Origin of the sequence: Vibrio iocasae (assembly GCF_042245395.1) — a bacterium.
GTDB classification, from domain to species: domain Bacteria; phylum Pseudomonadota; class Gammaproteobacteria; order Enterobacterales; family Vibrionaceae; genus Vibrio; species Vibrio iocasae.
Genome location: NZ_CP145310.1, coordinates 822,438 through 846,827, shown reverse-complemented (window position 1 = coordinate 846,827; position 24,390 = coordinate 822,438). Strand labels below are relative to the sequence as shown.

Here is a 24,390-nt window from a genome sequence, read left to right as displayed (position 1 = left end):
CTGGAACTCCGCTCGGGAACTGCCGTCTGTCGCCGCAATGGTGTAATCGTAAGTGCCACTACCAAGCTCAGGTGCTGTGTACGTCCAGACACCGTTGGCATCGGAAGTCACAGTTGCACTGGTCACTTCACTACCATCTTTGTTGATGGTAATCGTTACTGTGATATTAGGATCTGTAACACCCGTCAGTTCAGGAGTTGTATCGTTAGTAAGAAGGTCGTCCTTATCACCGCCGTTTGAGTTCGCAGCAAGAGATGCGGTCACTTCCATCTGGTTATCAATGGTCAGTGTCTTACTCTGAGTTGTGGTATTTCCGTGAGTATCTGTCGCGGTTAATACCAACTCATGATTACCTGTACCTAAGTTCAGACCAGCTAAATCAAAATTGTAGCGACCATCCGTGATTGTCACGGTTTGTGCACTACCACCATCGACACTGATCGTCAGCGTAGAAATGTTGTTCTCGATATCAGTGATATCACCAGAAATCGCCAGTTCAGCTTGATTTCCACGGATTAACCATTCGTCATTTTCTGACTGATTTTCATCCGCGCCGACTTTGCCTGCCTCAAGTGTCAGAGTGTTTTCAGTAAATACAGGCGAGGTATTGTCGTAATCAACTTCATAACCTGCCCTTGCACCTTCGTTTCCAGCGCGATCGGTTACAGTAAAGTTGTAGGTAAACTCGCCTCTAGGGACATTCTGGTTATCAGGATTGATATCCATCTTCCAGGTGCCGTCACTGCCCACGTTCGCCTTCACGGTATAGCTATGATCAGTATTGCCATCCGCAGAAGTGAAGTAGAGAGTAACCGTAGAGTTCGGTTCTGCTTTGCCGGTAAAGGTCATCTCATCAAGCAGAGGTGCAGAACTGTAAGAACTCAGATCAACACCATTCACTTTAATGTCAGTCGGTGCGTCTGGGTCTACGTTGTCTACATGTACCTGTTGGGTGATGCTTCGGGAAATTCCCTGAGAATCGGTAGCCTGAATCGTGTAGGAATAGTCACCCTGATTCAGGTCTTTAAACACTAGGTTCCACGTTTTCGAACCGTTGGAAGCTTCGCTGACTGTGAATGTATAATCACTTGGATCAACACCAACCACAGTCACCGAAATGTTGTCTTCAGACACATCATCTTCAACAACACCAACTGCAGTAAAGTTTGAGCCCTGAGTATAGTAATGGCCGTTTTCTAACGTACCGTCTGAAACATTGTCGTAGTTGCTTAATGCCAGTTGCAGCTGGTCAATCGTAAAGGTTTCCAGGTTGTCACCGGCATTCTGAGTCGACTTGCGTGAGCCTTCCATATCGTTACCGGCCGCATCGACAATCCAGACGTCATAGCCAAACTCGACAGGATCATTAGAGTTGGTATCTAAGTCCAGGCTCGCGGTCCATGTACCTTCTGTATTACCACTCACCGTCGCAGTAACTTCGCGGCTGATTCCACCCGCTTTGATGCTGCCATCAGCATTCAGCTCGTATGCCAGAACATGGACTTCAGAACCTACGCCTATTTCGGAGCTGGCTTCACCGCTGATATATACCGTATTTCCACCAATAATGTTGTCACGGTTTCCTTCGTCGTTTTCCTCTGCAGAAACACCACCAACAGTATTAGCCAGCGGAACAATATTGATAAGGTCGTCTGCGTCAGGTCTGTCGACATCAATGTTGATATCATTGATGGTTTCTCTGACCTGATTCCCCAGCGTATCCGTTGCGGTGATGCGTGCAGAGTAGATACCCCCGTCAAGTGCATCCTGTACCTGAGCTTCCCATGTACCATCAGCCTGTACGACGGCTTCTGCTGTGCCTTTCACGACATTGTTAGCATCAAGAATATCGATATGAATCGTCGCGCCAACTTCACCTTTACCATTGAAGTAAGGTGTTGTATCAAAGGTGACTTTATCGTCGTTGGTCGTACCGGTATCACTTCTCGCTGAAAGACGGTAGTCGGTTAATGTTGTCTTGGTATCCAATGCAAAGTACTTGGTGTCAACAAACTGGCCGTCGACTGTTGGGTTTTTCACCACAATATTTGTCGTTTCAGTCGCATTCCCGGCAATATCTGTCGCAGTGACTTCGTACTTGTATTCTGCCTTACCACTGTTATCCACACTCAATAGCGGCACTTGAAGAGTCCAGACACCCACACCATTTTCATCGTATGGAGCGGAAACCGTCGCTGTGTACTCGGTAGAAGTGTTATCCGCCAGATTAGTAATGGTTACCTTAACAATGGCATCTTTATCTGCTTCTCCTTTGAACACAGGGCTGGCATCGCCAAGCAATGGAGCCTGATAACTGTTGTCACCATCGGTAATCTGCTTAGTTGCGATGGCATCGCTTTGAGCAAGATTTTTGTCGATGTAGGCATCATCTTCCACAGAAGCGTCCACATCCAGAATAGCCGTTAGATTCGCAGGCCCTTTTGTGTCGATAATAACTTCTGCGTTTGCAGACGAGGCGTTACCAGCGGTATCTTCTGCTGTAACTGTGTAGGTATAAGTGCCATCGCTTAACCCCTCACCGTCCTCTTTACTGAGGTCAATTGTCCATTTACCAGATGCATCCGCAGCGGTGGTATAAGTACCACCCCCCGCAATGACAAGCGTAATGGACGCACTGGCTTCTGCCGAACCAGTAAACACGGGTTTAGGATTGTTGGTAATGTTATCTGTCAGGTCGCCAGAGTTAACCTGGTCATTATTGTGATCAAGGAAGTCTTCACTCGCACCAAGGTCATTCTTAGGAGCATCCGGTGCAGTTGAATCACGCTCGAAACTCAACGGATCACTTTCACTCACGTTCCCTGCCAGATCAGTAAGAATCACTTTGTATGTGTACTTGCCATCGGCCAGTTCAGGAAGCTGTACTGTCCAATTAGTGCCATCTACCGTACCTGTGTAGGTAACATCACCCGAAAGGTCGCTGTTGTCTTTGGTCAGAAGTTGCACTTTTACAGTGTCGATTAAACCAACATCAGCAGACGCAATCGTGCCTTCAAGCGTTGGCGTTGCAGATTTAGTGATGTTGTCATTTTTCGCATCCGTGGCCGCTTGTTCTGTCGCGTATACGGTCGCTGCGGTATCTGTCTCTTCTGTCAGCCCTTTGAACTCATCAAACTGTGGACCCGTTTTATCAACAATAAAGCCATAGTTAGTGGTCGCTGGCTGATTGCTCAGCTCTTTGGTAACACCATCGATAGTCACCGACTCAACCACACCATCGTTACTTATGGTCTTAGTAACACCCAATGCGTTGGTGGAAGAAATCGTATAGGTATATTCTTTACCATCAGCCAGAGCCGACTCATCTGCTACTGAGAATGACCAATTCCCACCACTTACTGTTGTGTCACCAGTGATAACTGGTGTTGAGTTACCTTTTTCGTAAATGGTGATAGTCACGGTAGAACCATCTTCACCGTTGCCACCAAACGCTATGGTAGCGTTATCCGGGTTTGTATAGTTACCACTGTCATCCACACCTGAATCCGAGGCTGTCGTCATCTCTCCAGTCAGACTGTTGTCGGTCTCAATGGTAAAGGTTTGTTCTGAACTTGCCGTTCTTGTATTTCCGGCAACGTCAGTCACTTCAACGATGTACTTGGTTTCACCGCTTGGCAGAACCAGTGATGCGTTATCTGAACCCTCTATTGATAAGTCAGAGTCGTAGTCAGAGAGATCAAGTGTCCAGGTTGTTGAACCTTTTGGTACAGCAACGTCAATCACATGCTTGACGTTGTCGCTATCAGTAATAGTTACCGTCACTACTGACGCGTTTTCATCAGAAATCACACCCGAGAAAACCGGACTGGTATTCGCGGTGCGATCAGGATGCGCATCTGTATCTGATACCATATCAAAGCTGGTAATTGTCGGCTTAGTACTGTCGATTTCAAATGTGTTGTTATTTTCAGGTGTTACTGTGGTTTCATTGCCAGCTTTGTCTGTCATGGCGATGCTGTACTCGTACTCACCATCCGCCAGGCCATTTGACCCAATAATCGCCTCAAAATCAGCGGTATCAATTGTCCAGCTAAACTTACCATCCACTGCTGTTGATTTCACTCGGGTAGTAAACTCGATCGCATCAAATGCCGGGTCGTTACTATCAATTGTAACGGTAACCAGAGCACCAGGTTCACCGAATCCGCTGAATACTGGTTTAGTATTGCTACTGATCTGGTCTGAACTACTGCTACCTGTATCGTTGTCATTGGTATGTTGATAACCGTCACTTGTGCTCGCATCAACACTTCTGTCGATAGTGAACGACATGTTGTCTTTCACTTCTCCACCAACAACGTCCTGAGCTTTTAGTACTGACTCATTACCCGCCGTATCTACAGCAACAACGTTGTACGTGTAATCACCTTCACCCAACTCTGAAGCAGATGCATTGCCGATTACATTGGCCGCAGCCAAAGATGCAGTCCAACTGTTTCCGGAGATAACACCTTTGTATTGATAAACCTCATTGCCATCTTTATCGAGTACAACAACCTTAATACTCTCTGCGTCATTTGAACCTGTAGGGTTGGTAATCGTGCCTTCCAATACAGGCACGTCCTGTGTGATATTGTCGGTTTTCTCTGCAGCAATATAGTCTTTGTCACCAAATGAAACGCTGCTTGAGTCGGTATCATCTGTCAGACCAGAAGCTGTAATTACGTTTGGCGCGGAATCCAGATTGAACGTTCCCTGAACGGTTTTACTGTTACCTGCATCATCGACCGATTTAATGGTGTATGTGTATTCACCTTCTTCCGTCAATTCATTGAAGTCTGGATAAGTGGCACTGTCCGACAAATCAATGGTCCAGTCTTTCAGTGCCTGAGTATCCGCATCACTGGCAACAGTAATGGTTTTCTCGTACTGAACACCGCCAGCAAAGGTAATGGTCAGGGTAACTTTGTCACCAGCTTCAGCTTTACCACTGAATGTCGGAGAACCATTGTTGGTCACCGTATCAGCCATAGTCACCGTCAGACCATCTGATGATGTCGTATATTCCGCATCACCTGCGTTAATTTGAGGCGCTTCAATTTTACCGGTCAGATTGTTCTGAAGATCCAATGTAAAGGCTAATGGGTCACCATCACTATCTGTTGATTTCTCGGCGGTTTCATTGCCCGCAAGATCCGTCATCTTGACCGTGTATTGCCATTCCCCCGCACTCAGTTCATCTTCAGCTGGGACAGGAATCGTCCAGGTACCCGCTGAATCAATACTCTGAGTAACGGTTTTGGTTTCAAGAACTGTAGTACCGTCAGTGTCCATTCGCTTAAAGGTGAGGATAATAGTACCCGCCTCGTCAGCAGTCCCTGTAATACTTGGCGTGCTTGCATTGGTATAGTTGTCTTCTGAAGAAAGGCCAGTATCACTACCATCCGCAAGACCACTCACTTCAAGAGTTGCAGCCTGATTATCAACAACAAAGGATTTAGTATCGATTGTATGATGGTTGTTCGCGGTGTCGATCATGTCGACTCTGTACGTGTATGTGCCGTTGTCCAGTGCACCCGGAATGACTGTCCCGTAACCGTCAGTTGTGTTGTCGATAGACCAGGTACCCTGGTCAGATGCACGGGTAACGATTGTTCCGACCTTATTGCCATCCGTACCAAACAGAGTGAGCTGAATAACGGCATTTTGTTCCGCTTCGCCTTCAAAGATTGGTAGTCCAGACTGGGTAATATTGTCTGTCACATCACCTGTATTAAAGGATGCATCATGGCTCAGGTCAGCTGTCGCGGTTCCTGTGAACTCGGTATCAATGGTAAACGTAAGCTCATCAGTAACCGCAGCATTAGCTGTAGTTAGCTCTGTCGCTTCACCAGCCGAATCGTAAGCAATGACCTTGTAAGTGTATTCACCATCAAGTTTTTCTGCGGCCAGGCCGTCCAGAGTAATAGACCATTCACCGCCATCACCAATGCTCTCATCGCTGTACACGGTTTTTGCTGGTAGTGCCCCCCCTGTACGGCTGACTAATACCACTTCCACTCTTACGGCGGTTGTAGCGACACCTTCAAGAACCGGATCAATGTTAGTGACATTGTCGCTCAGTTCTTCGGCTTTTGAGCCAACATCAGGTGCAGAATCAGATTCTGTCGTCAAACCGGTTGCTGTTAGCACATTACCTGCGACATCCAGTACAAACTCACCATTAACCTCTTTGCTGTTACCAGCCACATCTATAGAAGTAATAACGTATTTGTAGTTGCCATCACTTAACGATGACTTAAGTTCATACTCCCATGTACCATCTGCGTTAATAGCATCGCCATCAATAATAATTGGGTCAGCAAAGACAGGGTTGTTGTCTTTCAATATCACCAACTGAACTGAGGTATCACCCTGTTCCAGTTTGCCTGAGAACTTCGGCGTAGAGTCATTCGTTAGTCGCTCCGGGTTTGTCCATTCTTCGTCCGAAGTTTTGGTAACGGTTTCGTCAGCCACTTTCTGAACACCTGAGTCCATACCCGCTGTCATGATATTTACGCTGTCGAACTCAAACTCTTTTGCTGACGATTCTGGCGATACTTGTCCCGCAAGGTCTGTTGCAACCACCGTGTATTGATATCTGCCGTTATCCGACAAACTCACAGGTAGCGTGTAATTCCAGCTGCCGTCAGGGTTTGTGCTAATGGAATCACTGACAATTTTGCTATCAGTAATAGGGTCACCGCTTTCATCCAGAGCAATAATCGTCAGAACAACTGAACCGGCTTCGCTAATCACACCCTCAAATTTCGGTGTCGCATTGTTGGTCAGGTTATCCGTCGCAGAATCACCGGTGTCATTCACAGCGTCATGAACCAGGTTGAACGACGTAACTGTCGGCCCAGACAGATCGACACTAATCGCTTCGTTATCAGCAATCAGTGTTTCGTTGCCCGCGATATCCGTCATGGTGATGTTGTACTTGTAATTGCCACCCGCAAGTTGCTGGTCATAATCAGCATCATCAATAGCCCAGGCGGCACCTGTTGAATTATCTGAAACTGTGGTTGTCGCTGTTGCTACGACTTCACCACTGGTTGAGTCAAATACCTGCACTTTAACCGTAGCGCCTGCTTCACCCGTCCCATTGAAATTCAGTGTCTGGTCACCCGTAACAATCTTTCCATCGTTTGTCGTTGCATGGGTAGAAGTCAATGTCGGATCCGGAATATCTGCACCAGATTCAAGTACGACTTTGTTGTCCAGCGTAAAGGATAGCGGGTCGCCAGTTGTTGTCTCGGTGATCGTGGTTGGTGTTAGTCCGTCTGTCGCTGTTACCTTGTAGGTATAGACACCGTCATTACTGCCGTTATCAAGGTCAAGGCCTGTAAGTGCGACTGTCCACTTGCCGTCAACGACAGTAGCTGTAAATGTTGGTCCTACACCATCAGGTAATTCCGCAACACTGCCGTCTTTTGCTAGTAGCGTAATTTCAACCTGAATATCGCCATTTTCAACTGTACCTTCCAGTACCGGAGAAAGGTTCGTAATGTTATCGGTATTAGAGCTACCGGAGTCAGACTCCTCAGTAAGACCCTGAGAAGTAAGATTGTTCGGGTTATCTGTATCCAGAGTAAGCTCACCGGAGATAACACTATCGTTGCCAGCAAGGTCAGACGAAGAAATACGGTAGGTATAATCGCCATCCGAAGGTAACTCGAAAGAAGAGCCACCAGCGGTGTTAAGGTCTATCGTCCAGTTACCATCGCTATCAACTGTCGCGGTCTGACTGTAGATATCAGTGCCAACACCACCTTTAACTTGAATAGCCAGTGTGACAACGTCACCCACCTCACCTTTGCCAGAGAACACAGGCGATGAATCGTTAGTAACTAGAACACCATTGTCGACATACCCTGCATGATCAGAATCCGCCTCGACAGTTCCTGTCAAAGAGTTATGTGTATCAAGAGTGAAGGTCTCTGTTTCTGTTGTGCTTGAATGTCCGGCCTTATCCGTTGCTTCAACACTGAACTGATATTTACCCTCTGTAACGAGAGTAATGTCATCACTACCGGAAATCGCATTGATGACCTGCCAGTCTCCACTTGGGTCCGTCGTATCCCACGCACCTGTGCTGTCTGTTTTACCTTTAATGGTATAGAAAGTACCTGTCGGGTTGTTGCTGTCATCCAGAAGCTCAACTCGAATCGTCACGGTAGACTCTTTGTCTACCTTACCTTCAAACTCCGGTGTCGTATCTTTGGTATAGTTATCTGCGGTGGAATCACCCGTGTCACTCTCTGCTGACAAACGCATGGATTCAATGACCGGATTTTCCAAATTCAACTGGAAGTTATCCGCATCCAGCTCTTTAGTATTACCCGCAGCATCAACAATCGTTAACTTGTACTGGTACTCGTTATCACCCGTCGTTTCTATAAGATCTTTATAGTCCTCTGCGGCAAACGACCAGTTTGTTCCTGTGGAGATCAGAACGCTTTCGCTTCCCTTAGAAACATACTCGTTGGTCACCGGGTTTAGCTTGAGTATCTCAAGCGTTACCGTTGAGCCCGTTTCACCTGTCCCTTCAAATGTCGGACTGGTTGAAAGAATCGGAGTGCCGGACGCTGTTTCTTCTGCGCCATCAATATTGACAGGACCTCCGACAAAATCAGGGTTGGAGATCGTGTTGTCGAGGGTAAACTTACCCGTCACTGATGAATCGTTATTTGTCGCACTTGTTGCGGTAACCGTGTAAGAGTATTCACCATCTTTGCTACCGTCATCAGTATCTAAACCATTAAGCTCGACGCTCCAACGACCGTTCGCTGTGTCTATCGTCGCAGGAACATCTTCTGCAACAATATTTCCGTCTTTGTCTGTAACAGTTACCTTCACGGATTTCGCATTAGCGTCAACACTACCTTCAAGAACCGGCGTTAAGTTGGTAATGTTATCTGATTTCTCAATAGACTCTCGAACACCCACAGAATCAGATGTTTCTGTAAGCCCATCTGTGGTCAATGTATTTACAATCTCTTTGTCTACGTCGACATTGCCCTGAAAGGTCTTAACGTTACCCGCTAAATCCGTCGAACTGATGACATAATCAAAATCCTGACTGCTAGCATTGGCTACATTGGTTTCATGCTGATATGTCCAGTTCTGCGTGGTTCCATCTCCGCGAACATCCGTCTTCGGATCGGTCTCATCGGTCAATGTAAAGCGTGCAACCTCAACACCGTCAACAGTAATGGTGACAATATCGCCCGTTTCACCACTACCACTAAACTGAAGTAGCGAGTTATTGGTCTGTTTATCGGCCAACGTGATGGTTGTGGTGGTTGAACTGCCATCCGCATTCGTAGCTACCACAGGGGCGCTATCTGTAGTCAGAGTTTCCGTATTATCAAGATCAGCGACTAGTTTGTTTTCCAGATCGACAACAATGGACTGTTCTGAATCATCCAGTACCGTTGTATGTCCGGCAAGATCGGTAGCGGTTACTTTGTAGTAGTATGTGCCAGATTCGGTAATCTCATAGATGTTACCGTCACTGTCTTTAAGCGTAGATAAGTCGACATTCCAGTTACCATCCACTTCACCCAAATTGTAGGTATGAGAGTCAATAACATTGCCGTTGCTGTCTTTCTGATAAACCGTAAACTCAACGACTGAGGTCTCATTTACCGTACCTTGGAAGACAGGCTGAGCGTTCGCTGTATGATCATCCGAGTTATCACCTGTATCAGAAGCGGTGCTTAGACCTACATTTGTTAGCTGCGGATCTTCTGTATCAATTGTTAATGTCTGATCAGCCAACGTCTTAGTGTTGCCCGCGTCATCAGTAATGGTCAGCCCATAAGTGTAATTACCGGCTACAAGCCCGTCTGCGCCAAACTGCTCTGGATAAGCCTCTGCATTTATGACCCATTGACCGTTGCTCTTCACCTGAGTTGTTACGGTTTCGGTATCACCTGAAGGGAAATGGAGCAATAGAGTCACGGTCGCACCTGCTTCACCGAAGCCAGTAAACAGTGGTTTCTGTTGAGAGGTTTTACCATCGTCCTGATACAAGCCCGTATCCTGAGCGATATCTTGATCAAGACCACCACTGAACTCGGAGCCCTGATTAGCCGTGTCTGTTAACGTCGAATCATAAACAAAGCTCTTTTCGATAACAGGGCTTGTATTACCCGCTTTATCCGTACTTTGAACAGAGTAGCGATATTCTCCATCTGTTTTCAGGTTGCCATCACCATCCAATAAACCCTGGGCCTGAAGTTCTGCATTGCCTTTTAAGTTCAGCGTCCAGTTGCCATTTGCATCAACAACGGAATCAATCTCAACAGGTGTAGTTAATACATCGTCACCGATCTGAGTAAGTGTGACGGTTACTGCTGCATCGGGTTCGGAAGTACCCTGCAATGTTGGTGTTGTTTTGGTTAACTGATCACTATGACGAGAGTCGGAATCACCCACGCCCGCAGGTGCGGTATCTGTCGCTGCGGTTAAGTCATTCGCAGTCAGTTCTGCTACATTGTCTATCGTCAGCTCAGTGAATGTGGCTGAGCTTGCATTTGTGTTACCTGCGATGTCGGTATAAACCAGTTTGTACTCGTAAGTACCATCAGCCAGATTACCAAGGAAGCTGCCGGATGTTGCATTCAGGCCACTCGTATCTTTAGAAACTACCCACTCACCTGCGTCGTTAACTTCAACAATCACACTGCCCTGCGAGGTGCGTGGATCGGTGTCGGTTCTTTCCAGAATCAGCTCAACAGTACCACCTGCTTCACCTGTCCCTTTGAACACAGGATCGTTGTTCGAGGTGTAATTATCATCGGCACCATCAAAACCAGCGCGAGTTGTATCCAGAGTAGCATCGTAATCACCAGAGAATGCATCCAGCGATTTATCAATAGTAATGGTGTTTACATCGGTCGGTACGCTAGCTGCGTCGTCAACTTTAACGGCGTTACCGTCCGCATCGAGATAGATCCACTGACCATTGGGGTCTCTCGCATAGAGAGTAAAGGTGTGATCAGCTTCCGATAGAGAACTGCTTAGGCTCTTTTCCCAGCTAACCAGACTTCCTGTGCCAGCAGTGCCAAAGGTTCCCAGAGATTCGCTTGTCCCATCGACAAAAATAAACACCTCTGTACCCGCGATAACCGTTCCACTAAATACTGGCGTATCAACAGAAGTAATAAGATCGGTTTCCGGATTGTCTGCATTAAAGGTGTTGCTGTCATCATCCAGCTTTCCGGTGAATGTGACGTCCAGATCAACCACCAGAGCATTTTCACCAGTAAAGGTCTTACTGTCTGTATTGCCGGTGACATCACTAACCGAAACGGTATAAGCGTAATTGCCAGTATCTAACGTATGATCACTGTTATCGCCACTACCGATCTGAACAGACCAATCACCACTGTCATCTGCTTGAGTCGTGTATGTACGTCCATCAATAACAAGTGTTACGTCAGCATTGGCTTCTGTAGTACCTGACAGAGTCGGCTTGTCCTGAATCGTCAGTGTCGCATTGCCTGTTGAAGCTTGAGAGATATCGTCCAGTTTGGCAGTTATCGTATCGACTTGTGTATCGATGGTAATTTTTTCATCAACACTGGTGTATTCAACGCTATCAGAATTACCTGCAGGGTCTGTAACCTTGACAGTAAAGGCGTGAGCACCTTCATCAAGTACCTGATCATCGGCAAGCTGAGCAGTCCAGGTGTATTTGCCATTTGCTTTCGCTGTTGGATCGATGGTGGCAATGACTGTCATGCCTTCGATGATCAGCTCTACTACCGCGTCTTTGTCATCGACCTCGCCAGAGAATACCGGTGTCGTGTCATTAACCGTGTTGTCCGATGTCGTTTTATCGGCATGAATACTTCCTTCATCAACATCTGCCTGAGTGTTTGCCACCTGAGTCATCGCCTTGGTGACCACTGGAGTGACACCATCAACAAAGACTTCAGCGTCTGTACTTGCAGTGTTTCCGGCCACATCCTTGGCGGTTACTGTGTATTTGTAAGCAGAATCACGAGCTGGAATGTCAACGTTAGCAATACTCCATTGCGCCATTCCGTTTTCATCCGCATCGCCCGTCACAACGACCGTCTGAGAAGCTAACCCAGAGTCCGTAAAGTTGATGGTAATGGTAGAACCAACTTCCGCTTTACCGGTGAAAATCAGGTCATCTGAGGTCTTGGTAACTCCATCGGTACTGCTTTTTCCAGTATCACTACTTTCCAGAAGGAAGCTGTCGCTGCCATTAATGGTGATTGGAGTATCAATCTTATTGTCAAAAACAAATGAACCCGACTGCTCATCCGCTTTATTGCCTGCCGCATCAAAAACATTGACCTGATATTCAACTTCTTTTTCAGTTGTCTCTCCGGCTGATAAATCGTGACTTACCGTGACATCCCACTTGCCATCGGCGTCAGCTTGAGTCTCATAAAGATGACCATCTATTGTTACCTGCACAAATGCGTTTGCTTCCGCATTGATGCCGGAAATAACCGGATTAATCAGGTTGGTTTCACCACTATTATCAATACTGGTGTCGCTGGCAGAATCCAGGTCGAAGTTCCCTGTTTCTGGCTTGGTTGTATCAATAGTAACGGTATTACTGTGGGTTTCATGGTTGCCAGCACTGTCTATGACTTCAACCACATAAGAGTATGACTTACTACCGTTATCACTAATGATCTGAGCGATTTGCTCCGCATAACCGTTAGAATCTGTAGCTGCGTTAATGCTCCACTGACCAGCGGCGTCGGTTGTCGTTTCTATGTAATCAGAAGCCGTCGCATCCGAAGGCACTGTACTTGTGTTGAAATAAAGTCGAATAGTGCTGTTTTTTTCTCCCGTCCCCGTAAAGACAAGACTCTCAACCTGATTCGTTGTGTCATCCGAACCCAGATTTGTTGCTTTAGTTTCAATATCAGTGTGCGTATTGCTGCCTTCGGCCACAAAGGTGTAAGAAGAGTCTGCACTGTCATCCAGGTCACCATCAACCGATGCTTTATTGTCAATTTGCAATGTATTGGTTGTCTGGGCTTTTGCTGCATCTAGAGAATCTGCAGCTTGTACACTGCCGTCAGGTTTCAGGTAACCAATATTACCCGACACATCCTGACTATAGATGACGTAAGAGTAATCCTGAGCTTCACTAGAATCAGAGGTGTCAGGTGCAGTAAGTTTGTCTGCTTCAGGAACCGTAATCGTCCAGTTGCCCGCACTATCCATTGAGCCGTGGTCGGCATTGTTTGTAGCGTACACTTTTCCATTAATCGCCACGTAAACGACAGAACCCACTTCAGCAGTTCCGCTAAAGCTTGGGGTTGTGTCATTGGTCAGCTTGTCATCCAGAGCACCACTATTGCTACTGTCAGACAGATCTCCAGATAGCACCACACTCTGATCCAGAGTAAGCGTACCTGTAATAGGCGAACTTTCATTGCCCGCTTTGTCTGTCACTTTTACGGTATATGCGATATCGGCACTGCTCTCACCGTTTGGTACGCTAAGCTCGGCACCAGCCCCGGAAGTAAGCTTGCTCGAATCGGCAACCGTAACAGACCAGTCACCATTCGTATCGGCCGTTGTTTGGTATGTACTGCCACCAATAGTAATGGTAACTGTCGCACCTGGCTCGGTTGCAGTACCTTCGGCCTGATTACCACTGAATGTTGGTGTGCTCGTGTTTACCCTATTGTCGTCATTAGCATCATCATTGATGTCATATTTGACCGCGGTAACACTGCTATCAAACTTGAAACTTTGAGTAACCGGGTCACTGTTGTTCCCCGCTTTATCTGTCGCGACAAAAGTGTATTCATAGTCGCCATCTTGCGTTAAGGCTGGAATATTTGTGTGGTCAAGAACCCAGTTACCATCGGCATCTATCGTTGCCTCAACGTTTTCTACTTTATAGCCATCGGTTTCGGTTCCTGCGACTCCGCTGATACTCACCACAACCTTCTGAGTACCCGCTTCAACTTCACCCTTAATAACCCAGGTGCTGTTTTGTGAAGCATTCACGTAGTCAGCAACAGACCAATCTTTTGATTCGTCCCCAGCGATACCACCTTCCAAACCTGTTGGGGCCTGAGTATCGACCTCAATACTGCCGCGGATCTCTTTGCTGATATTTACGTTGTCTGCCGCATCCGTTGCAAGGGTTGTATTTCCTGCTGCATCTGTCGCGGTGATGATATAGTTGTAGGTGCCGCCAGCATAGTTACTGTTGCCGTCAGACAGATCGATATTGGAAATAGACCAGTCACCGGACTCATTGACTACCGTCGTATATATATGGTCTGCATCGAGACGCAGAGTAATGACATCTCCGGCATCACCCGTACCTTTGAATACAGGTGCAGCGCTATTGGTCAGTTGTTCACTAACCGTCCAGCCCTGTACACTGTTATCCGCGACACCGCCCTCAAGACTCAGTTTGGTATCAATCTTAAACTCACCTGTTTCACCAGCCGTGTTTTCATTACCTGCTAGATCAGTGGTGACGACCTTGTACTGATAAGTACCGTCATCATGACTGTCTAGTGTGATGTTCCAGTTTCCTGATGCATCAGCGACCGCTGTGTAATGCTTCGTTTCGGTTGTCTGGTTGTTAGGATCGGTAATATCAGTCAGCACCAGATCAACGGTAGCACCTGCTTCCGTTACACCTATAATGGTTACTACATCATGGTTCGAGATACCGTCCTGTTGCAGCTCCTGCGTTGTTTTTCCGTCTGCCTTACCTGCAGTATCATCTTCTGCAGCCAGTTTGAGTGTCGTATTAGTTGGATCTGTGGTGTCAAAAGTCACACTACTTGTGAATGCTTCTGTCGTCGTGTTACCCGCTTTATCAGTTTGCGTGATGCTGTAGTTATAGGTACTGCCATTTGTAAAGTTTGCTACCAACTCATTGTAGTTTCCAGCTGTATTATCAATGGTCCAGTTACCATCATCACCGACTCTGGTTTGCAGTTTAAGGTTTGGATAGTCAGCAAAAGTCAGCGTGACGATAGCACCAGCTTCACCAACACCTGTAAACTCAGGCGTTGTGTCGGAGGTAAGTCCATCACTATTTAGTGCCAAGGTTTCACCTGACAGCAGATCTCTACCAGTATCTGTTTCTACGGTTAGCGACCCCGAAACAGCCGTCGATAGCGTGTTGTCAATGGTTACGCTGCCTGTTGTTGTTGGAGCGTCATTACCGGTTTTATCGGTAACATCAATGTCGAAGGTATAATTGCCATCATTCAAGAAATCAGGCACTTTGAACGTCCACTTCCCAGACGAATCTACCGTCAACTGATCATTGGCTGCCGCAGCTGTTTCACTGTTAACAAAGGTATAGCTGTGAAGCACAGAATCGCCAGATTTCACAACAAGGGTAATCTCTGCATCTAACTCAGTCGTACCGGTAAATTCTGGGTGGTGTGATTGCGTAATACCGTCTGTCTGTGCATCCGGGTTAAGCAGTGATGAACCTGTATCGACATCTGCGTCATGGCTAAGATGCGCGGTTTCCGACTGATCAACGGTTTTATCTATGGTTACGCTTCCCGATAGCGCAGCACTATTGGAAGTTGATGTAGAAAGTATGTTCCCCGCGACGTCAGTAACCGTATAGCTATACTGGTAAGTCTGTGCATCTTCTAGGGAGTAGTCAGCAGGCAATGCCTGGCCCGACTTGAGATGCCCTTCGTTAACTTCTAATGTCCACTTACCTGGATCACTGCTATCAACTATAGCGACATAGGTATAGCCATCAATGGTTAACTCGACCGTAGAACCAACCTCGGCTGTACCACTGAACTTAAGTGGTAACTCATTGGTGATCTGGTCATCAGCAAACTCGTTACTACGGCCAGAGTCAGAATCCAACTCTGCACTAAAACCATCGACAACACTGTCCAACTTGAAGGTTTGTGACGTGGTGCTGTTGGTATTACCAGCCTTATCGGTCACATTAACCTGATAGCTGTACTCGCCATCTGTTAATGCACTGCGTTCTGTCGGTGTTAACTGATGGCTCCAGCTTCCGTCACTGTTTACTGTAATTTGGTCAAAGACGGTCTTATTTCCGTCTTTATCTGTAATAACCAGTTCAACTTTGCTGTTTGAATCAGCATCGAACTCAGCCGTTCCTGAGAACTTCAGAACCTGACCGCTTTCTACAAGGTCTACACCACTTTGCTCAGTATGTGTGCTGCTTAAATCGGCTGTCACACTGGTTACAGTGTCCAGAGTAAAGTTGTTGTTTTCCGTTGTTACGTTGCCAGCGCTGTCTTTCGCCGTCACAGTGTAATTGTAAGTAACACCACCTTGGTCACTGCTGGTGTCCAACGCATTCGGCCATTGAACTTCCCATGTCCAAGGGCCTGTATTACTCGACTCACTCTCAGTCGTCAGCTGTGCCGTAACTGTTTCAGAGCCAATAGTGACCTGAATGACGGCATCTTTGTCGTCCGTTGTCCCGCTAAATAACGGTTTCTGAACGGAAGTGACACCATCATTGTTGGTCGCTACATCCGTCGGATTAAACCCTGTGTCACTATCTTCGTGTAAAGAAGCGGTTATTGAAACCGGTGTTCGATCTACAACAATGGTCTGAGTCGTGGTCGTATCCACTACGCCTGCAATATTAGTAGATTCGACGTAGTAGGTATAATTACCATTCGAAGGCAACTCGTTGTCATCAATATTTAGCGACCATTTGCCGTTGTTAACCGTGGCTTCATAAGGACTATTGCTTGCGCCATTGATGAATACAAACACTCGTTCGCTGTCATCAACGCTGCCTTCCAGATGCAACTCCGTGCTACTTGCATTGAGCACAGAATCAGATGCAGACGGGTCCTGGGTAACATTGTGAATATTGTTCAGAGTAATTGTGGTTGTTTCATTTACCGTGTTACCCGCAGTATCGGTATAAGTGACATTGAAGGTACGCTCACCTTCACTGCTAAACTCGTCGAGGTCGATATGCCAGTTACCCGTCGTTGAATCCGATGTTGTTGTATAAACTTTGGCATCAGCAACACCAACTTCCTGAATGGATATTGCTACACCTGCTTCTGCAACACCTGAAACGCGAGGTTTTGTATCACTTGTAATACCATCGGCAGTTAAGTCAGCGTTACCCGAATTATTAACAACATCGTTGCTGTTCGGCGCAGAGTCATCAGAGACATCCAGACGCGCATTGCTGGTAATCGTTGGTATTGTATTATCGATAACCAGAGTACCTGTATTGTCTGAATTAGACCCAGAAATAACCCCCGCTTTGTCTTCAGAAACGATGGTGTAGTCATAGGTTGCATTTTCAGACAGGTTATCACTTCCTGTTAGCGTGATCGTCCAGTCTGTCTCACCTTCGCCAAGTGATATAACCTTAATGATGTCATTAGATTTGTCCGCCCCATCTGCTTGATTGTGCAAAGTAAGCGTGATCGTAGAACTCTCTTCTGCAGTACCAGAAAATACCGGGGTCGTACTTTGCGTAATCTCGTCTGTCGCAGATACACCCGTGTCGGAATCTTGATGATCTTGTACCTCACCCGTAACACTGGTTTCAGTATCTACCGTCATTAGCTCTGAGATCGTAGATGAATTACCCGCATCATCGGTTGCCGTTATTTCGTAGCGGTAGTTACCCTGATCAAGTGTCAGACCTTCATCTTCCAGGTTGATTGCCCATTTACCGTTCTCATCAACCACAACAGTGTAGGTTGCACCAATGGTTTCTGTTACTTCTGGATCGACGCCTTTGTCAGAAAGCACACGCTTAATGACAAGCTCAACCGTATCGCCTTCGTTACCATTACCGGTAAATTTCGGTGTGGTATCAGAGGTATAATTATCAAAGTTGAAGTCAGAGCTGGCATTTGTGGCTTTGGTATCAGAACTCGTATCCAAACCGCCCGTCAAATCTATCGAGTGGTCGATATCTAAAGTACCACCAAGTGTTTGCGTGTTACCGGCCGCATCTTTTGCTGTAAGGGTGTACGTATACTCTTTCTCTACGAGGTCCGATGGGAACTCAACTGACCAGTTACCATTCGCATCGACCGTTGCCTGCTGCTGTGGCTGACCATCTATGCTTAATGTTACTGTGCTACCAGCTTCGACTTTACCTGAGAAATATGGCGTTGCATCCTGCGTATGCAGAACGTTGCCTTCTGACAGATCGGAGGTATATTTCGGGTCATCCAGTCTCGCAGTAAACTCCGAAATCTCAAGATCAACCTTAAAGTTTTCACCAGAGATCGTCTTGGTGTTTCCGGCAACATCTGATGCCGTGACCTGATATGAGTACTCTCCCGCCACCAGCTTGTCAGCGATAGTATTTGGTAACGTATACGACCAGGAGTAATTACCATCGGAGTCTGCGACGGTTCCTGTCTCAATACCCTCAAATGTTTTACTTACCGGATTACCGTCTGCATCTGTTCCGGTAATAGTGATGGTAATTTTATCGCCCGCAGCATTCCCCGTTCCGTTGAACGTTGGTGCAGCGACATTAGTAAGAATTTCTGACTCAGATTCGTCGTTCGTTCTTGAGCCAAACTTGGTGGTCAGATCGCCATCATCAATAGTAAAGTCAACAGTGATGCTCTTCTGCACACCGTTATCATCTGAGTTACTCGCATTTCCGGCTTTGTCCGTAGCGGTAACCGTATAGTTGATATCGCCTTCTGAAAGAGGGGTATCAACCTTTATTGACCATTCATACTTTCCTGAATCCGGATTTAGCGCAATCGTTGCGTCTGTGTAGGTCTGGCCATCAATTTCAAGGCGAATTGTCGCATCAGGGTCATCAACTTCACCACTAAAAACAGGTTGTGTTTCGTTAGTGATACTATCGGTAGTGACACCAGTATTTGAAGCATCATCAAGCTTAACTGAGAACTCAGGAGCGGTTGTATCAACGGTCAACTTACCTGAAATCTGTTGGGCTTGATTCCCGGCCAGATCTTGTGAATCAATCGTATAAGTATACTCACCGTCAGCTAGCTCGATCGGATTACCCGTATCATCATCGTTGTAGTTCGCTACATCAATCGACCATATCTCATCTGCATCAAAGGACTCGTTGATAATGTAAGACTTAGTACCCTCTTTGTTTGTGATAACAAGAGTAACGTTTTGACCTGATGCATCAGCTGGCCCCGTGAACGATGGTTGAGTCTCAACCGTTAAGATATCGTCCGGGGTGGTATCCATACCTGCTAATGGATCAGTATTATCGATATCAACAATGGTACTGCTTTGAGCTGTATTGCCTGAACTGTCGGTGACAGTCGCAGTATAGGTGTAACGACCGTCTGGCAAAGTAACATCTGTTGTCACGGACCATGGTGCAAATGACTGAGTAACACCATCGATCTCTTTATCAACAACATCGGTATTTGGAACCGTTGTCGTCAACGGAGAACCAACCTGATTACCATCTTCATAAGTAATCACAACCGAAACGGTATTTCCAACCTGACTTAGGCCCGAAACTTTTGGTGACTGCAATGAAGTAATGTTGTCGTCCAGTGTGGCCGCGTTTCCGTCTACACCGGTTTCTGAGCTGTCGTCCAGATCCAATTCCAGAATCTTTGGTAGCGCCTTTTCTACCGTAAAGTTGCTACTAATAGTTTGGGTATTGCCCGCTTTATCCGTTGCTTCCAGCGTGTATGTGTAGTTAGTTTTGTCACTCAGGTTCTGAAGGATCGCTTCCGAACTGGCAAAATCTATAATCCAGGTGCCGTCTGCATTAACAGTCGCATTGATAGGTGTAGATAACGTATTACCACCGAAAGAGACAAGCCTTACAGTACCACCACTTTCGATTTCTCCACCAAAGCTAACATCTGTTGAGCCTAGATAAATCTGATCATTGTTTTCTGAGATGGTCATGCTCTTGTCTAGACCACCAGTCCAGACGAGAGAGGTATCAACCGTTAAAGTACCTTCCACTTCCGCTTCGTTACCCGCGACATCGGTACTGGTCACCGTATAATCGAACTCTTGAGCGCCTGTCGCTACATCGGCAGAGGTCGGCGTAAGGCCAGAAACATCGATGGTCCACTTTCCGTCTGTCACTGTTGATGAGTAATTCTGACCGTTGATCGAGATAGTCACTGTCGAACCATCTTCACCGGTACCAGTGAAAGTCGGTGCCGTGACGTTGGTATAGCTGTCTCCATCTGCGCCTGAGTCTGAGCTGACAAATCCATCTGGCACGGTTGTGAAATCAGCTTCTGTCTGCAAATGTGCGGTAACTTCTGTAGAAGTGTCGATGAACAGAGTCTGAGTCGTACTGGCGATATTGCCAGCATTGTCAATTTGAGACAGAGTAAACGGCTGCTCCTCGACATCAGAAGGAAGTGCATCTGTCACCGGAATTATCCAGCTACCATCCGACTTAACGACGGTATCGTATTTCTTACCGTTTATTTCAAGAACCAGTGTTGATCCCGCTTCCGCACTTCCCGCCTCACCACTGAAGTTTGGAGTCAGAATATTGGTTTTCAGGTCGCCTTTTGTACCCGAATCCGAACCTTCGTTAAGCAAGTTTCCAGTCGGAGCAGCGGTCGCGTTATCGATAGTAAATGACTGATCATTTAACGTAGATTGGTTGCCCGCTTTGTCTGTAGCAACCACACTAAAGTTGTGTTCACCCGCATTTTGCAATCCTAGCTGAACCGTCCATTTGACTACCTGGTTGCCGTTTGCATCGGTTGTAACAACAAGCTTCCCGTCAGCATCGGTTTCAAGTTCTGCCACAATAGGTGTCGACTTTGAAGGATCGTCAAGATAGATGACAACCTCATCGATATTGGTTGCATCTACGGTACCGCTCAACAGAGGCGTTGTATCCCGCGTTGTCTCGTCAAGTTCAGTGTCCGTGTAATCTGCTTTGATCGCCTGAATTTTACTTAGCTGACCATCCGCATCTGAAACTAAATCACTGCTCTCATCTAACGAGCCCGTTAGCGGTGTCGGATTCTCACTATCGACAACCAAAGAAGCTGCCGATGTGGTTACGCTGTTTCCAGCCTTATCCGTCGCGTTTAATGTGTATGTGTAGTTGCCATCTAACAGTTTACCGTCGTACTCACCGTCCTCACTGCCATCAGGGTTTTCACCATCATCCAGCTGAATCTTCCAGGTTCCGTCGCTGTTAACAACGGCTGTTTTTTCAATCGGTGCCAGGTCTGGATAATCGGCATTAATAATACTCAACGTGATGGTATCACCTGCATCCCCTAAACCGGAGAACAGTGGATTGGTTTCGTTGGTGATCCGGTCACCTACCACAGCACTGTCACTACTTGCATCCAGACCACCAGACAGTGTTGGGTCACCAAGATCAATCGTAACTTTATATTGTTCTGAATCGCTAAGTGTCGTTTCGTTCCCTAGCGGATCTGTGGCTTTGATTGTGTAGGAGTATGTCTGATTATCAGAGGGTAAAGCATCACCATCGGGCACAGTAATAGACCAACTTCCATCACTGGTATCTGACGCTGTGGCCGTATAGGTTTTGCCATTTATTGTCAGTTCAACTTTACTTTCCGGTTCTACGGTACCACTGAAAGTTGGCGTGTTATCTTTCGTGATCACATCATCCAGAGAACCTGAATTAGAAGCATCGTCTAGCTTCGCGGTAAAAGGGGTTACCTGCGTATCCAAAGTAAAGTTTTGCGTCGCAGTTGAAACCGTGTTACCCGCAATATCCACCGATGTCAGACTGTAACTGTAGTTACCGTCAGCAATGACACCATCTTTTGCTAACTGAGCAGGATCTATATCGAATGACCATGAACCAACACTGTCTTCATCACTATCAGTTGCTACCGACACTTGCTGTGTATATTCGACGGTATTGTTATCTGAGTCTAATCCTTTGATAGTGAGCGTTACGGTTGCCGCTTCTTCAGCGGAACCAGTGATAGTTTGAATCTGGCTGTTTACTTTCTCATTTAAACCAGTGGTGATATTGATACTGGTGCTGGTATCGATAGTAAAACTGTCGGTTGTTGTTTGAGTATTTCCCGCGATATCGGTTGCCACAATAGAAACATCGTACTCACCAGAATCAAGCAAACTGACTAACTCAGTATTTTCATCGTTGCGGGTCAACTCTACAGACCAACGCTCCCCAACAGTGTCTGTCTGGTATGTTTGAGTGTAGCTTCCGTCTTTCGCAGTAACGGTCACAGTGATGCTTGAGCCCGCTTCCGCAGTACCCTCAATAACAGGCTTTTGATTTGCAGTAATATTGTCCGTTTTTAACGAACTGTTGGTAATGCCTTCCGGCGCAGAATCCGTATCTTCCGTTAAGCCAAGGCTTGTAACAAATGGCAGTTCTGTATCAACCACCAAAGTTTGATCAGCCGACGAGATAATATTGCCTGCTGCATCTTCGTATTCAAAATGGTAGGTATACTCACCATTGTTTTCTATATCGTTATCGATAAAGGCGGCGGCAAAATCCGTCGAGTTTGAATCTATGGTCCAGGTGCGTTTTCCATCCAGAACCGAATATTGCGCATCCGTCGGTGAAACCGTATAAGTTGTGCCACCAATGGCAATAACCAGTTTTACCGTTGCACCTTCTTCTACGGTACCGGTAAAGCTAAGCTGCCCATCGGTATACTTAGTAATGCCATCACTGTCACTTTTACCCGTATCGGATGTCGATGCCAGAGATCCTGCCATATCCTGAATCTGGGTATCCAGTGTGAAATAGGTGCTGTTATCGCTGACTGTTTCAGAAACATTACCCGCTTCATCAGTGGCAACTACTGAATAAAAGTGTTTACCATCTTCAAAATTATCTGGTAAAGGTACATTTATTGACCACAGTCCGTCTTCACCGACAACAGCAGACTTATATTCAACACCATCGATGGTCAGAGTAACTGTAGAGCCTGTTTGCGCTGTCCCTTCAAATGTTGGTGTTTTATCAGAAGTCACTTTGTCTATTCGACCCGTAGAATCCTGATTGAAGCTGGCTGCGGTATCCGATTCTTCTGCTAAAGCAACCGTCGGAGTGGCCGGTGGCGTTTTCTTGATAACCAGTATTTCAGAGACGGATAGTGATTCGCCAGAGCTTGCGGTTGTTGATACCGCTACCGAATAACTGCCTTCTGCGTACTCATCTGAAAGCTCAACCGTGTAGTTACCCGTTGCATTAGCAGTAACGAACTCTTCGTAAACTGTATTATTTTCACCATCTGTGACCAAAAACCTAACGGTAGAATTAGGCTCTGACTGACCGTTAAAAGTTAAGTCAGTACTTTGGTTAGTAATAAAGTCCCCGATGGTTCCTGAATCATCTTCACCATCTAAAAGCAGGGTCAGATAGGCTGCTGCTTCTGACTGATCACTGTCACCGGCACCATCATCATTTGTAGCATCATCCACAGGGTCTTCTACCGGTTGAGCCGCAGTATTTCTTGGTGTCGAGCTTGATGAAGAGCTGTCATCCGAAGAAGAAGTATTCGTAGATGTACTCGTTGTACTACCCGAAGGAGTAGTTGGGGTTGGAGTCGGTGCTGGGCTTGTATTTGCGGCTGTTGCAACCGCAGCTTCACTCGCGCTCTCTTTGGATTCAATCAGTGACTCTATCGCCTGAACCAGTTCTGAGCTGGATGATGCACCACCATCGTCTCCAGAAAGCACAACACCGGACTCGACATCTACACCGTCACCTTCTAGTTCGACAATGTAGTCCTCTACATTGTGTTGACCATCTACTTCACTGTTGCTAATGATCGCTTCTGCCAGGCTAATGACGCCTTCACGTTCAGCATCAATGGCTTCTCTTTCAGCTTGCTGAGCTTCGGCAAGTTCAGCCAGGTATTCTCTTTCCTGGGCAAGCGCGTCCTTCTGGGCCTGAAGGGCAGATTGCATTTCTGACAACTGGGCAAATTGTCTTTCTAATGCTTCCTGTCTTTGCTGCGCAGCTTCGTCAACCACTTCATTGAGCGCTTTCTGATACTCTTCATCGGTAGTGCCATCCTGAGTCTCTGACGAAGTTCCATCACTATTTAAAATACCGAGAGCATCTTCCTCACCTTCCAGAGATTTATCTCCATCTCCAGTAAGTAAATCTTCTTCAGTACCTTCGCCTGCCAGATCTCCTTTTACTGAGTCGCCAGTCGCATAAAGTTGATTTTCTAAAAAGACACTGGATGTCGTCTCTAGGTTGACCCCTGTTTGCTTGATGAGGTCATTCATCGAGAATTCACCTTCTCGAGTCTCGACATTCAACTCACCAAGCGCTACAGCAACAACACCATCTTTAATCACTTCAACTTCACCACTAGGAAGCGTGATCTCGATGTCGAAACCTTTAATATTGATATCCGAAATAGAATCAACTACAACATTTTGCAT

1 protein-coding gene (cut by a window edge) is annotated in these 24,390 nt (G+C 46.5%); it reads right to left on the bottom strand.

Annotated elements, in window-relative coordinates:
• Nucleotides 1-24,390, bottom strand: the 5' portion of a protein-coding gene (locus SNR28_RS03825) for an Ig-like domain-containing protein (RefSeq protein ID WP_375749699.1). 5,724 nt of this gene lie to the left of the window's left edge; only the first 24,390 of its 30,114 coding nucleotides appear in the window; its start codon is at nt 24,388-24,390; the stop codon falls past the left edge of the window.